Below are 13,548 nucleotides of genomic sequence, written 5' to 3'. Positions count from 1 at the left end.
CCGGTCTATTTCTCCGTTTGAAAATAGCTATCGCGGTCGAACCGCAGACAAAAAACTGCCCAAGGCTGCGATCTTTTGATTTTGCTTTTTTAGAAACAAGATCAAAGGATCGCAGCCTTGGGCAGTTCCAGGGCGTGACGGAAATTTCAGTGTTGGGCTTTGTGATCCAGCGCGGCGTAGAAGTTGGCGCTTTGTTGCAGGTATTTCTGGGTGTAGCTCTGGGTGTGGGATCTTTTGCTGCTGATTTCAACGTTGGCACTGGCTGGCAGGGCCACGGTGGCGGAGATGGCGGAAGCGGCAATCACGGAGAAGAGATTGAAGTTCATGGCGGTAACCCTCGTGTTCAGTTGGCTTGCTTGCCCGGTTGGGCCGTGAAGCAAACTTAACGCTCGAGGGTTGATCGCTTGAAATGCTTTGCAACATTACCTGTTATCAGCAGGATTAATACAAAGCGTCAGGCCCCGCAGACCGGGGCCTGCGGCTTATTGACGCACGAGAAACTTGAGGTCGCTCGGGGCGTCCATCGGCAGTTTTTGCACGGTTTTGCCCAGCAGACCGGTCTTGCCGTCGCGCTCGACCACGACAATCTGGTTGCTCTTCTGGTTGGCGATCAGCAGGAATTTACCGCTTGGATCGAGGCTGAACTCACGCGGGTGGTCGCCTTCCACTGAACGTCGTTGCAATTCCTTTAGCTGGCCGCTGGCCGGGTCAATCGCGAATACCAGCAGCTGATTGGCAGTGCCACGGTTACTGACGTAAAGGAATTTGCCGTCGGCGGACGCATGCAGCGCCGCAGCGGCTTTGTCCGACGTCGGCTGGCCGGCCGCCAGATCAACCATTTGCGTCTGGGTCAGCACGCCGTCCTTGTAGTCGAATACCGCGACCTGAGCGCTCATTTCCATGGTCAGCCAGGCATGCTTGCCGTCCGCACTGAACAACAGATGACGCGGCCCACTGCCCGGTGGCAGTTGCACCGAAGCGGTTTTCGCCGGGGTCAGCGGCAGGTCCGGATTGGCTTTCGGGTCGAATTGGTAGATGAAGACCTTGTCCGCACCGAGATCATTGGAGAACACATAACGACCGTCCGGCGAAGAGACCGTCGAGTGCACGTGGTTCGAGGCCTGACGCTCCGGATTGACCCGGCTCGCCGGGTGCGCGCTCATCTGCACCACCGGTTTGAGCTGGCCGTCGCTGCCCACCGGCAATACCGCGAGGGTGCCGCCCGGATCTTCAACCACCGAATAGTTGCTGACAAACAGATGGCTGGCGTCGCCGCTGAGGCTCGAATGGGTCGGCTCGTTGCCCAGGCTCTGGACCTGATTGATCAGGGTCAGGGCGTGGGTCTTGGGATCGATCGAATAACTGCTGACGCGACCGACCGGATCTTTCTGGCCCGGACCGTTTTCGTTGACCACGAACAACCGGTTCTGATCCTTGGACAGGGTCAGCCACGACGGGTTTTCGCTCTTGATCACTTGCAGCGGCTTGGCGGCGATCTGGCCGGTGGCACTGTCGAAGCTCATCCGGTAGATGCCTTCGCTGGGGCCGGCAGTGTAGGAGCCCACCAAAAACTGGAAGCTTTCGGCCGAGGCACTGGAAAGGCCCATCGCGCCGACGCTGCCGGCCATCAGCAATGGCCAGAATTTACGCATGTTCATTCGGTTTCATCCTCGTCATCGGCGCTGCTCAGTACATCGCCGAGGCAGACCAGACGGTGTTCGCCAACGGTTTTGGTGTCGCTGGAAAAACCGACGATCAGCCAGCTCTGCAGATCTTCATCAAACGTCGCCGCTGCAACTTGAGCCGGGGTGAATTCCCAATGCTTGGCGACCCGGCCATCGATGCATTCGATGTGCAGGTTGTCGTCTTCGTCGAGGGCGAATTCGAAAGCGTGCAGGCCGTCGATTTCGACCATACCGCAGTGTTCGAGGGCGTTGAGAAGGGTGTCGGTTACGGCAGTCATGGCAATCATGTCTTTCAGGGGGGAAAGGGCCAATGATAGCTCAAAGCTGTCGCTGGGCTCCTGTGGGAGCGAGCTTGCTCGCGAATACGGAGTGTCAGGCAATCAACAAGTGACTGGACGACCGCCTTCGCGAGCAAGCTCGCTCCCACAGGGATCTCGGGGTGGCTTAGAGGGCTTCGCGCGATGGCTTGCCATCGACCAGCCGCTGAATGCGCAGCGGGTTGGCGTTTTTCAGCGGTTCCGGCAGCAGGCTGTCGGGGTAGTTCTGGAAGCACACCGGACGCAGGAAACGATCGATCGCCAAAGTGCCCACCGAGGTGCCACGGGCATCGGAGGTCGCCGGATACGGCCCGCCGTGGACCATCGAATCACAGACTTCGACACCGGTCGGATAACCGTTGAGCAGGATCCGCCCGACCTTCTGTTCCAACAACGGCGTCAGCTCCGGGAAGCGCTCGAAATCCGCCTGTTCGCCGATGATTGTCGCCGTGAGCTGTCCGTGCAGGCCTTGCAATGCCGCGCTCAACTGCGCCTTGTCGGCCACTTCGACAATTACCGTGGTCGGCCCGAACACTTCTTCCTGCAGCACTTCGTCGCCATCGATCAGCAGGCTGACGTCCGCCTTGAACAACTGCGGCTGCGCCTGATTGCCTTGCTGCGGATTGCCCGCCAGATGCTCGATGCCGGTGTGCGCCAAGAGTTTTTCCAGGCCCTGGCCGTAGCTGCCAAGGGTGCCGGTATTGAGCATGGTTTGCGCCGGTTGATCACCGATCAGCGCCGCCACCTGCTCAACAAACGCACTGAACTGCGGCGAGCGAATACCGATCACCAGACCCGGGTTGGTACAGAACTGACCGCAGCCCTGCACCACCGACGCGGTCAGATCGCGGGCGACGGTTTCCGAACGCACGGCCAGCGCCTGGGGCAGCACGATCACCGGGTTGATGCTCGACATCTCGGCGAACACCGGGATCGGCTGAGGCCGTGCGGCGGCCATGTCACACAGCGCCCTTCCGCCTCGCAGCGAACCGGTGAAACCCACAGCCTGAATGGCCGGATGCTTGACCAACCATTCACCGACGCCCCCACCGTAGATCATGTTGAACACGCCAGCCGGCATCGCGGTTTTTTCTGCTGCACGGATCAGCGCGTCGGCCACAAGTTCAGCGGTGGCCATGTGGCCGCTGTGGGCCTTGAACACCACCGGGCAACCGGCCGCCAACGCCGACGCGGTGTCGCCGCCGGCAGTGGAGAATGCCAGTGGAAAGTTGCTCGCGCCGAACACCGCCACCGGCCCCAGGCCGATGCGGTACTGGCGCAGATCCGGACGCGGTAGCGGCTGACGATCCGGCAACGGCAAGTCGATGCGCGCACCATAGAAATCACCGCGTCGCAGGACTTTGGCGAACAGTCGCATCTGGCCGCTGGTGCGCCCTCTTTCACCCTGAATGCGCCCGGCAGGCAATGCAGTTTCGCGGCAGACCACGGCGACGAAATCATCGCCCAGCGCATCCAGCTCATCGGCAATCGCATCGAGAAACTGCGCGCGGCGTTCAGCGCTGAGGCTGCGATACGCCGGATAGGCCGCCGCAGCGGCCTTGGCGGCGGCGTCCACTTCGGCTTCCGTGGCCTGAATGAAGTCGTGAGGCAGTGCCTCGCCTGTGGTGGCGTCGACGCTTTGCAGCTTGACGTTGCCTGCCGCACTGCGACGGCCGCCGATGTAGTTGTGACCGAGAATCTGAGTCATGGGATCTCCTTAAAGGGTGCCGATGCTGTCCGGTTCGAATACCGCTGCGACCGGAGCGATGCCGTTGACCAGCGGTGCGCCGAATTCAGCCTGGCTGATCTCGAACACATCGCCCGGCTGGGTGCGGATGCCGTCGGCAAACGACAGGGTCGCCGTGCCGAAGAAGTGAATGTGCACATCACCGGGACGCAGGAACTGGCTGTACTTGAAGTGGTGATATTCGAGGTTCGCCAGGCTGTGGCACATGTTGGCCTCGCCGCTGAGGAATTCGTTCTGCCACAGCACTTGGCCGTCACGCAGGATGCGGCTGGTGCCGGCCAGGTGTTGCGGCAACTCACCCACGCGCAGCTCCGGACCATAGCTGCAACTGCGCAGCTTCGAATGGGCCAGGTACAGGTAATTCTTGCGCTCCATGACGTGATCGGAGAATTCGTTGCCCACCGCAAAACCGAGGCGATACGGCTTGCCGTCGTGGCCGATGATGTAGAGACCGGCCATTTCCGGTTCCTCGCCGGCGTCTTCGGCAAACGGCGGCAGCGGGAATGGCTGACCGGGACGCACGACAATGCTGCCGTCGCCCTTGTAGAACCACTCAGGCTGCACGCCTGCCTGCCCCGCCGCCGGTTTGCCGCCCTCCACGCCCCACTTGAAGATGCGCATGGTGTCGGTCATCGCCGCTTCGTCGCCGACCTGCTGGTGCATCTTGTCCCGGGCCGACGCGCTGCCGAGGTGCGTGAGGCCGGTGCCACTGACCAGCAGGTGCGCCGGGTCCGGGTGGTCCAGCGGCGGCAGGATGCGCAGCTCTTTCAGTAACTGCGCGTAATCGTGGCGGGTGCCCAGCCCCAGGGTTTGCACTTGCTGCGCGAGGGTGCTGCCGGCCTCGATCGCGGCCAGGGCCAGATCACGAACGGTGCGCGCATCCTGCACTTCACGCACCAGACCGTTTTCGACCACCCCGACACGGCGCTCGCCGCTACTCAATTCGAATTGAACCAGATGCATAAATCCTCTCCTATTCCCTCAAAAACACCGCCGATCCCCGTGGGAGCGAGCTTGCTCGCGAAGGCGGTGCATCAGTCACCACAAATGTTGAATGAGCCGAACACTTCGTCGGATCGCCGCCCGGAGCAAGCTCGCTCCCACGGGGTCGGTGATAGTCATTCAGGTTCGGGTGGCGCCTCGGGCACTCGCTGCAAACTGCTCGACCGGCAGCACATGTTTGCGCTCCAGCAAGCGATAGACGATGCCCGTCAGAACCAGCCCGCACACCATCACCCCGGACAGGAAGTACAGGCCCGAAGCGAGGTTGCCGGTGTATTCCTTCAGCGCGCCGATCACGAACGGACCGATATAGCCGCCGAGGTTGCCCACCGAGTTGATCAACGCAATCCCGGCCGCCGCACTGGCACCGGCGAAGAAGCGACCCGGCAAAGTCCAGAACACCGCCGTGCAGGAAAACAGCGAGAACGCCACCAGACACAACGCCGCCAGTTGCGCCACCGGCAATGACAGCCAGGCGCTGAGGAACAGACCGATCGCGCCCAGTACATAGAGCACCGCCAGATGGCCGTAACGGTCATTCAAACGGTCGGAACTGCGCGGAATGATCAGCAGGCCGATGATCCCGAAGATGTACGGCACCGATGACACGAAACCGGTCACCAGATCGCTGCCGCCAAACTGTTTGATCAGGGTCGGCAGCCACAGGCCCAGGCCGTAAATGCTCAGGGTCACCGGCAGGTAGAACAGCGCCAGCAGCAACACGCGTTTGTCCTTGAGCGCGTGCAACGGATTGCCGTGACGGGTCTGGCCGTATTCCTGCAGGTCTCTTTTCAGCTCGCCGACCAGCCAGTCTTTCTCGGCCTGATCCATCCATTTCACTTGCTGCGGGCCGTCCGGCAGCCAGCGCAATACCGGCCAGGTCAGCAGGATCGCCGGGGTGCCGATGACGATGAACAGCCACTGCCAGCCGTGCAGGCCGAGGATGCCGTCCATGCCCAGCAGACCGCCGGACACGGGGCCGGTGATCATCATCGCGATGGGTTGGGAAAGGATGAACAGCCCGAGGATCTTGCCGCGATGACGTACCGGGAACCATTGGGTGATGTAGTACAGAACGCCGGGAAAGAACCCCGCCTCCGCCGCGCCGAGCAGAAAGCGCATGACGTAGAAACTGTGCGGGCCCTGGACGAATGCCATGCCGATGGTGATTGCGCCCCAGGTGATCATGATCCGCGCGAACCAGCGCCGCGCACCAAAGCGTTCGAGCATCAGGTTGCTGGGAATCTCTAACAGGAAGTAGCCGATGAAGAACAGCCCGGCACCGAGGCCGTAAGCGGCATCGCCGATACCCACGTCGGCGCCCATGTGCAGCTTGGCGAAGCCGACAGCGGAGCGATCCACATAGGCGATCAGGTACAGCAGGATCAGGAAGGGAATCAGTTTCAGTGTGATGCGCCGGACAAGCCGCAGTTCCTGGCTCATGAGATCGGTCTCCGATTGTTGTTTTTATGGAACCTCGGGGGACGCCTCTCACGCAAAGCCGCCAGGGCCATCCCTCCGTCGAAAACGACTATATAGTAATACTAATTACGCAACAACACTTCCAAACCGTCGATTTTGAGCTTATGTTTAGCCAAAGCTCGCAAACAATAGTCTTACAATAAGAGAATCGATCATGTCTGATAAGAAACCCACCCTGCGCTCCGCCCAATGGTTTGGCACGGCCGACAAAAACGGCTTCATGTACCGCAGCTGGATGAAGAATCAGGGCATCGCCGACCATCAGTTCCACGGCAAGCCGATCATCGGCATCTGTAACACCTGGTCGGAGCTGACCCCGTGCAACGCGCACTTCCGCCAGATCGCGGAGCACGTCAAACGCGGTGTGATCGAGGCCGGCGGCTTCCCGGTGGAATTCCCGGTGTTCTCCAACGGCGAATCGAACCTGCGCCCGACCGCCATGCTGACCCGCAACCTGGCGAGCATGGACGTCGAGGAAGCGATTCGCGGCAACCCGATTGACGGCGTGGTGCTGCTGACCGGTTGCGACAAGACCACCCCGGCGCTGCTGATGGGCGCGGCCAGTTGCGACGTGCCGGCGATCGTCGTCACCGGCGGGCCGATGCTCAACGGCAAGCACAAGGGCAAGGACATCGGCTCCGGCACCGTGGTCTGGCAGCTCAGCGAGCAGGTCAAGGCCGGCACCATCACAATTGACGATTTCCTCGCGGCCGAAGGCGGCATGTCCCGTTCGGCTGGCACCTGCAACACCATGGGCACCGCGTCGACCATGGCCTGCATGGCCGAAGCACTGGGCACGTCGCTGCCGCACAACGCGGCGATTCCGGCGGTGGATGCGCGGCGTTATGTGTTGGCGCACATGTCCGGCATGCGTGCGGTGGAGATGGTTCGTGAAGACCTGAAACTGTCGAAGATCCTGACCAAGGAAGCCTTCGAAAACGCGATCCGGGTCAACGCGGCGATTGGCGGTTCGACCAACGCGGTAATCCACCTCAAAGCCATCGCCGGACGCATCGGCGTCGAGCTGGATCTGGACGACTGGACCCGTATTGGTCGCGGCATGCCGACCATCGTCGACCTGCAACCGTCCGGGCGTTTCCTGATGGAAGAGTTCTACTATGCGGGCGGCTTGCCAGCCGTACTGCGCCGCCTCGGCGAGGCCAATCTGATTCCCAATCCGAACGCGCTGACCGTCAACGGCAAATCCATCGGCGAGAACACCAAGGACGCGCCGATCTACGGCGAAGACGAAGTGATCCGCCCGCTGGACAACCCGATCCGAGCCGACGGCGGGATCTGTGTATTGCGCGGCAACCTGGCGCCACTGGGCGCGGTGCTCAAGCCGTCAGCCGCCACGCCGGAACTGATGCAGCACCGTGGTCGCGCCGTCGTGTTCGAGAACTTCGACATGTACAAGGCGCGAATCAACGACCCGGAACTGGACGTCGATGCGAATTCGATTCTGGTGATGAAAAACTGCGGGCCGAAGGGTTATCCGGGCATGGCCGAAGTCGGCAACATGGGCTTGCCGGCCAAACTGCTGGCGCAGGGCGTGACCGACATGGTGCGCATCTCCGACGCGCGGATGAGCGGCACCGCTTACGGCACGGTTGTGTTGCACGTCGCCCCGGAAGCGGCGGCAGGCGGGCCTCTGGCGGCGGTGAAGGAAGGCGACTGGATCGAGCTGGACTGCGCCAGCGGGCGTTTGCACTTGGATATTCCGGACGCCGAACTGGCGGCGCGCATGGCGGATCTGCAACCGCCGCAACAGCTGTTGGTGGGTGGGTATCGTCAGTTGTATATCGACCATGTGCTGCAGGCGGATCAAGGTTGCGATTTCGACTTCCTGGTAGGTTGCCGAGGTGCCGAGGTTCCGCGTCACTCCCACTGACCTTCCCCACTGATCGTTCCCATGCTCCGCGTGGGAATGCAGCCCGGGACGCTCTGCGTCCAATTCGAGAGCTGGAACGCGGAGCGTCCCTTGAGGCATTCCCACGCAGAGCGTGGGAACGATCATTGCGTAGGTCCAGATTACGCCGTGCCTGCTATGATGCGCGGCATCTCCATCGCTCAGGATCGCGCCGCTCCCCATGGATTACCGCAAACCTTCCGACCGTAAAAGCATGCACTCGCGCATCGTCCAGGAACTGGGCATGCAGATTGTTTCCGGACGCTTTCTGCCCTGCGACAAGCTGCCCGCCGAAGCCTTGCTCTGCGAGGAATACGCGGTCAGCCGGCCGGTGTTGCGCGAAGCCACGCGAGTGCTGGTCGCCAAGGGCCTGGTGTATTCGAAACCACGCGTCGGCACGGTGGTCAAGCCACGCCGCGAATGGCACATGCTCGACCCGGACGTGCTGCACTGGCTGATGCAAAGCAGCCCGCAGAACGAGTTTTTCAATGTCCTGACCAGCGTGCGCAGCATCATCGAACCGGCCGCCGCCGCCCTCGCCGCCCAGCACGCCACCGATGCCGATATCGCATCGATTGCCGAGGCTTACCAGCGCATGGAAGCCGCGCCGAGCCCGGAAGCCTTGCTGCAACCGGATCTGGATTTTCACAGCCGGATTGCCGACGCGACTCACAACGATTTGTTGGCAAACCTGTGCAACATGCTGTCGGTGGCGATTGCCGAGGCGTTGAAGCATTCGAACCAGCGACCGAATCTGCATGAACTGGCGTTGCCTCGGCACAAGGCGATTCTGACGGCGATCGAGAACCGGGATGCGTTAGGCGCGCGGCATGCGACGCTGGTGCAGCTGGATGATGCACGAAGTGCCTTGAGTGTTGTGCTCGGCACCGAACTCTCCTGAACACAACTAAACCCTGTGGGAGCTGGCAAACCAGCTCCCACAGGGTTAATCGTGAACTTCGCGACATAAAAAAGCCGCAACCCCAGGGTTGCGGCTTTTTCGTTTCAGGCTCGCCGATCAGTGAGCAAACAGGGAATTACCCTTCTGCCCCGCCAGCTTCTCCGGCTTGATCAGGAACTTCGCCAGTGCCGGCAGCAGCCACAGCGCACCGAACATGTTCCACAGCAGCATGAAGGTCAGCATCAGGCCCATGTCAGCCTGGAACTTGATCGCCGAGAAGATCCAGGTGCACACGCCGATGGCCAGGCACAGACCGGTGAACAGCACCGCTTTACCGGTGGATTTCAAGGTCTGGTAATAGGCTTCCTGCAAAGGCAGGCCGGCACGCAGGAAGCTTTCCAGACGGCTGTAGATGTAAATGCCATAGTCCACGCCGATTCCCACGCCCAGCGCCACCACCGGCAGTGTCGCTACCTTGACGCCGATGCCCATGAACGCCATCAGCGCGTTGCCCAGCACCGAGGTCAGCACCAGCGGCAGCACAATGCACAAGGTCGCCGCCCAGGAGCGGAAGGTGATCATGCACATGACCGCCACGCAGATGTACACCAGGATCAGGATGGTCAGCTCGGACTTCTTGATCACCTCGTTGGTGGCCGCTTCGATCCCGGCGTTACCGGCAGCGAGGATGAACTCCAGGCCTTCCTTGTTGTTTTCCTTGGCGAACTCCTGCACCGCATGCACCGCGCGATCCAGGGTTTCAGCCTTGTGATCGTTGAGGAACACCAGCACCGGCGCCAGCGAGCAACTGTTGTTGTACAGGCCGTCGGCCCGGGCGATGGAGTTGTTCAGCACGTCCGGGTTGCGCGACAGGGTTTCCCATTTCAGGTTGCCCTCGTTCATGCCCTTGATCATCTGCTTGGACACCGTCACCAGTGAGATCGCCGACTGCACGCCCTCGGTGTTCTGCATCTTCCACATCAGCTCGTCGATCGGCGCCATGGCTTCATAGCGCGAGCAGCCTTCGGACTTGGTCTTGACCATCACTACCAGCACGTCGGAACTGGTGGAGTAGTTGCTGATGATGAAGTTGTTGTCCTTGTTGTAGCGCGAATCCGGACGAAGCTCCGGCGCGCCCTGGTCGAGGTCGCCGATCTTCAGGTTCTGGCTGTACCAGAGACCGCCACCGAAGGCGACCAGCGCCAGGGCGATGGAAATCGGGGCGACTTTAGGGTTGGCGAAGTTCGACAGCAGGCGCCAGAACGGATGTTCGCGGTGCGCATTCTTCTTGCTCTTGGCAATGGCGCGCTTGCTGATGCCGACATAGGAAATCGCCACCGGCAGCAGGATCAGGTTGGTGAACACGATCACCGCCACACCGATGGACGCACCGATGGCCAGTTCGCGAATCACGCCGATGTCGATGATCAGCAGCGTAATGAAGCCGACCGCGTCCGCCAGAATCGCGATCATCCCCGGCAGGAACAGCTGACGGAAGGTCCGCCGTGCCGCCGTCAACGCGTTATCGGCCTCACCGGATTGCAGGGCGATACCGTTGATTTTCTGCACGCCGTGGGAAATGCCGATGGCGAAGATCAGGAACGGTACCAGCATCGAATAAGGGTCGAGGCCGAACCCGAAGAAGTGCATCAGCCCCAGTTGCCAGATCACCGCCACCAGCGTGGTGCTCAATACTGCCACGGTGCTGCGCAGGCAGTTGGTGAACCACAGCAGCAGGATCAGGGTGATGACGAAGGCGATGCCGAAGAACATCACCACCATCACCAGACCATCGATCAGGTCACCGACCTTCTTGGCGAAGCCGACGATGTGAATCTTGACGTTGGGGTTCTGCGCTTCGAACTTGTTGCGGATCTTGTCTTCGAGCTCATGGGAGAACTGGCGATAGTCCAGCGCCAGCAGCTTGCCCTGGTCCTGCGGGTCCGGGTAGGACTCCAGCAGCGGGATGTCGACGATGCTCGACTTGAAGTCGTTGGCCACCAGACGCCCGACCTGGCCGGACTTGAGCACGTTGTTGCGCAGCAGATCGAGGCTGTCCTGGGAGCCGTTGTAGCTTTGCGGGATCACTTCGCCGCCGGCAAAACCTTCCTCGGTCACTTCGGTCCAGCGCACGCTCGGGCTCCACAGCGACTTCAGACCTGAACGGTCGACGCCGGAGATGTAGAACACCTCGTCGTTGATCTGACGCAGGGTCTCCATGTACTCCTTGGAGAAGATGTCGCCATCCTTCGCTTCCACCGAAATGCGCACGGTGTTGCCCAGGTTCGCCAGATCGTTGCGATGCTCCATCATCTTTTCAATGAACGGATGCTTGAGCGGGATCATCTTTTCGAAACTGGTGGACGGGCGGATCAGCGTGGCCTGCCAGAACAGGAAAATGCTGACCAGCAGGCAGATCACGATCACTGCCGGGCGGTTGTTGAAGATCATGCGCTCGAGAAACGTCGCCTTGTCCTGATGATGAGTGCTCAAGGAAGTCATAGCCCCGCCTTCTTATTATTGATTCGGCTCATTTGCCCAGCTCGGCGCCGTTCGCGGTTGTCACCCGAACGCCACCCTGCCCGCTCAAGATCAGATTGCCGTTGCCGGCGGCGGTGACCGACGACAGCGAGATGCGATCCGGACGGTTGAACACGCTGAAGGTTTCGCCGTTGTCACTGCTGCTGACCACCGAGCCGCCGTTGCCGACGATGATGATGGAGCCGTCGTCGAGCAATGTGGCGCCGGACAGGCCGAACTCCAGCGAACCGCGCGCGGCTTTCAGTTCAACCTGCTCCCAAGTGCTGCCGAAATCGGTGGACCGGTAAAGATTGCCGCGCAGACCGTAGGCCAGCAGGGTTTGCGGTTGCGCCGTGCCGATCACGCCGAACAGCGAACCTTCGTACGGGCCTTCGAGTTTTTCCCAGGTCTGGCCCCAGTCGGCGGAGCGGAACATGCTGCCCGACTCGCCGACGATGAACAGGCCGGCGTCTTTTACGGCGCCGATGGCGTTGAGGTGGAACTGGTCTTCGTTGTCGAGGCGATCGCTGACGTCTTCCCAGTGCTTGCCGCCGTCGGTGGTTTCCAGCAGCGCGCCGTAGGCACCCACGGCCAGGCCACTGTTGACGTCCTTGAACCAGACGTCGAGCAGCGGTGATTCGCGTTTGAGGTCTTCGAACTGTTTGGTCCAGGTCAGGCCGCCGTCTTCGCTGGCGAGAATCTGTGCGTCGTGGCCGACGGCCCAGCCATGCTTGTCATCGACGAAATACACGGCGGTCAGCAACTGGCGGCTCGGCACTTTGGCCTGGGTCCAGGTCTTGCCCTGATCGTCGGAATAGAGAATGTGCCCGCGATCCCCGACCGCCACCAGCCGGGTTCCGGCGTGAACGACATCGAGCATCAGGCTTTTCGAGGCCTTGGCCGATTCGGTGGAATAGACCACGTCGGCTGGCGCTTCGGCCGCCAGGACAGGCGCCGACAAGGTGGCAAAGCCCAGCAGAGAGAGTGCTGTGGCCAGCAACGCGGTGTTGCGTAACGCCGGCGGGCGGCAACGACTCATAGACCTTCCCCTGTTTATTATTGTTGGTCATGGACCTTAAAGGGCGCCGCAAGGGTGCTCACGGTGACTGCCTGGTCACAAGCATAGTCCTGAAACCCGCCATCCAGAGCCCCTTCGGAAGCTGGCTCATCCTATCGGGCATTCGAAACGTCTGACAATCGGCGCAACGTTATCTTTTGTTAACCGAAAGGGACTACAGCAGCAGCTGAATGCGCGGGCATTCGTCCGACTGATGGCAGGGATTCTTGCGAGAGGGACTTGCACGATCGGTATTATGGTATACCATCAGACGCACAGACACTCTTTATCCCCTACGGAGCAGCTCATGAGTTTCGAAATTCGCAAGATCGTCAGCTATGTCGAAGAGACCTTCATCGAAGGCGGCAAGGCGTCCGACACCCCGGTGACCATGGTCGGCCTGGCCGTCGTCATGAAGAACCCGTGGGTCGGCAATGGCTTTGTCGAAGACCTCAAGCCGCAGATCCGCGCCAATTGCTCCGACCTCGGCGCGATGATGGTCGAGCGTCTGGTGGGCATCATCGGCGGTGCCGAGAAGATCGAGGCTTACGGCAAAGCGGCTGTGGTCGGCGCCGATGGTGAAATCGAGCACGCGTCGGCGGTGATCCACACCCTGCGCTTCGGCAATCACTACCGCGAAGCGGTCAAGGCCAAGAGTTATCTGAGCTTCACCAACAAGCGTGGCGGTCCGGGCACTTCGATCCAGATCCCGATGATGCACAAGGACGACGAAGGCCTGCGCTCGCACTACATCACTCTGGAAATGCAGATCGAAGACGCCCCGCGCGCCGACGAAATCGTCGTGGTGCTCGGTTGCGCCGACGGTGGTCGCCTGCACCCGCGCATCGGCAACCGTTACATCGATCTGGAAGAACTGGCCGCCGAAAAAGCCCAGTAATCACAATAAAAAAGGCATTGCAGGAGCGCT

General features: G+C 61.0%; 11 protein-coding genes. 3 read left to right on the top strand and 8 right to left on the bottom strand.

The window, feature by feature from the left end; translation table 11 throughout:
• Positions 1-146: 146 nt before the first annotated feature.
• The 6 genes from CAF79_RS14460 to CAF79_RS14435 all read right to left on the bottom strand — a co-directional run bounded on the left by CAF79_RS14460 (position 147) and on the right by CAF79_RS14435 (position 6,194).
• The gene (locus CAF79_RS14460; protein ID WP_085698319.1) at positions 147-326 is read right to left on the bottom strand and encodes a hypothetical protein; all 180 of its coding nucleotides are present in this window, start codon (positions 324-326) and stop codon (positions 147-149) included.
• 156 nt (positions 327-482) lie between these two features.
• Positions 483-1,658 (bottom strand): lactonase family protein, encoded by a 1,176-nt coding sequence (locus tag CAF79_RS14455; protein ID WP_085698318.1) that lies wholly within the window; start codon positions 1,656-1,658, stop codon positions 483-485.
• Positions 1,655-1,963, bottom strand: a complete 309-nt coding sequence (locus CAF79_RS14450; protein WP_085698353.1) for a DUF5629 family protein — start codon at positions 1,961-1,963, stop codon at positions 1,655-1,657. The genes CAF79_RS14455 and CAF79_RS14450 overlap by 4 nt, the downstream gene beginning before the upstream one ends.
• A gap of 166 nt (positions 1,964-2,129) precedes the next feature.
• Positions 2,130-3,710, bottom strand: a complete 1,581-nt coding sequence (locus CAF79_RS14445; RefSeq protein ID WP_085698317.1) for an aldehyde dehydrogenase (NADP(+)) — start codon at positions 3,708-3,710, stop codon at positions 2,130-2,132.
• Between the two features lie 9 nt (positions 3,711-3,719).
• Positions 3,720-4,712 carry an AraD1 family protein gene (gene araD1 / locus CAF79_RS14440; protein ID WP_085698316.1) on the bottom strand — a complete coding sequence of 331 codons (993 nt, stop codon included), beginning with the start codon at positions 4,710-4,712 and terminating at the stop codon, positions 3,720-3,722.
• Positions 4,713-4,871: 159 nt separating this feature from the next.
• Positions 4,872-6,194 carry an MFS transporter gene (locus CAF79_RS14435; protein WP_085698315.1) on the bottom strand — a complete coding sequence of 441 codons (1,323 nt, stop codon included), beginning with the start codon at positions 6,192-6,194 and terminating at the stop codon, positions 4,872-4,874.
• Positions 6,195-6,387: 193 nt separating this feature from the next.
• Between CAF79_RS14435 and CAF79_RS14430 the strand changes: the two genes are divergently transcribed.
• Both CAF79_RS14430 and CAF79_RS14420 read left to right on the top strand, forming a co-directional pair.
• A complete protein-coding gene (locus CAF79_RS14430) occupies positions 6,388-8,124 on the top strand; it encodes an IlvD/Edd family dehydratase (RefSeq protein WP_039766867.1) in 1,737 nt (578 codons plus the stop codon).
• A 199-nt stretch (positions 8,125-8,323) separates the two neighbouring features.
• Positions 8,324-9,043: a FadR/GntR family transcriptional regulator gene (locus CAF79_RS14420; protein ID WP_085698314.1), complete on the top strand. Its 720-nt coding sequence runs from the start codon at positions 8,324-8,326 to the stop codon at positions 9,041-9,043.
• A gap of 117 nt (positions 9,044-9,160) precedes the next feature.
• Here CAF79_RS14420 and CAF79_RS14415 read toward each other — a convergent pair whose 3' ends face one another.
• Both CAF79_RS14415 and CAF79_RS14410 read right to left on the bottom strand, forming a co-directional pair.
• A complete protein-coding gene (locus CAF79_RS14415; RefSeq protein ID WP_085698313.1) occupies positions 9,161-11,545 on the bottom strand; it encodes an RND family transporter in 2,385 nt (794 codons plus the stop codon).
• A gap of 28 nt (positions 11,546-11,573) precedes the next feature.
• The gene (locus tag CAF79_RS14410) at positions 11,574-12,602 is read right to left on the bottom strand and encodes a YCF48-related protein (protein ID WP_085698312.1); all 1,029 of its coding nucleotides are present in this window, start codon (positions 12,600-12,602) and stop codon (positions 11,574-11,576) included.
• Between the two features lie 325 nt (positions 12,603-12,927).
• Here CAF79_RS14410 and CAF79_RS14405 point away from each other — a divergent pair, with 325 nt between their 5' ends.
• The gene (locus tag CAF79_RS14405; RefSeq protein WP_007957412.1) at positions 12,928-13,518 is read left to right on the top strand and encodes an amino acid synthesis family protein; all 591 of its coding nucleotides are present in this window, start codon (positions 12,928-12,930) and stop codon (positions 13,516-13,518) included.
• Positions 13,519-13,548: the final 30 nt, after the last annotated feature.

This window comes from Pseudomonas sp. B26(2017) (assembly GCF_002113045.1).
Lineage (GTDB): Bacteria > Pseudomonadota > Gammaproteobacteria > Pseudomonadales > Pseudomonadaceae > Aquipseudomonas.
Note: the sequence above shows the minus strand (reverse complement) of the source record. Positions and strands in the feature narration are given on the sequence as shown.

Coding starts and splice junctions, on each gene's coding strand:
- CAF79_RS14430 (WP_039766867.1), top strand. CDS start 6,388: ATGTCTGATAAGAAACCCACCCTGCGCTCCGCCCAATGGTTTGGCACG.
- CAF79_RS14445 (WP_085698317.1), bottom strand. CDS start 3,710: ATGACTCAGATTCTCGGTCACAACTACATCGGCGGCCGTCGCAGTGCG.
- CAF79_RS14450 (WP_085698353.1), bottom strand. CDS start 1,963: ATGACTGCCGTAACCGACACCCTTCTCAACGCCCTCGAACACTGCGGT.
- CAF79_RS14420 (WP_085698314.1), top strand. CDS start 8,324: ATGGATTACCGCAAACCTTCCGACCGTAAAAGCATGCACTCGCGCATC.
- CAF79_RS14405 (WP_007957412.1), top strand. CDS start 12,928: ATGAGTTTCGAAATTCGCAAGATCGTCAGCTATGTCGAAGAGACCTTC.
- araD1 (WP_085698316.1), bottom strand. CDS start 4,712: ATGCATCTGGTTCAATTCGAATTGAGTAGCGGCGAGCGCCGTGTCGGG.
- CAF79_RS14435 (WP_085698315.1), bottom strand. CDS start 6,194: ATGAGCCAGGAACTGCGGCTTGTCCGGCGCATCACACTGAAACTGATT.
- CAF79_RS14455 (WP_085698318.1), bottom strand. CDS start 1,658: ATGAACATGCGTAAATTCTGGCCATTGCTGATGGCCGGCAGCGTCGGC.
- CAF79_RS14460 (WP_085698319.1), bottom strand. CDS start 326: ATGAACTTCAATCTCTTCTCCGTGATTGCCGCTTCCGCCATCTCCGCC.
- CAF79_RS14410 (WP_085698312.1), bottom strand. CDS start 12,602: ATGAGTCGTTGCCGCCCGCCGGCGTTACGCAACACCGCGTTGCTGGCC.
- CAF79_RS14415 (WP_085698313.1), bottom strand. CDS start 11,545: ATGACTTCCTTGAGCACTCATCATCAGGACAAGGCGACGTTTCTCGAG.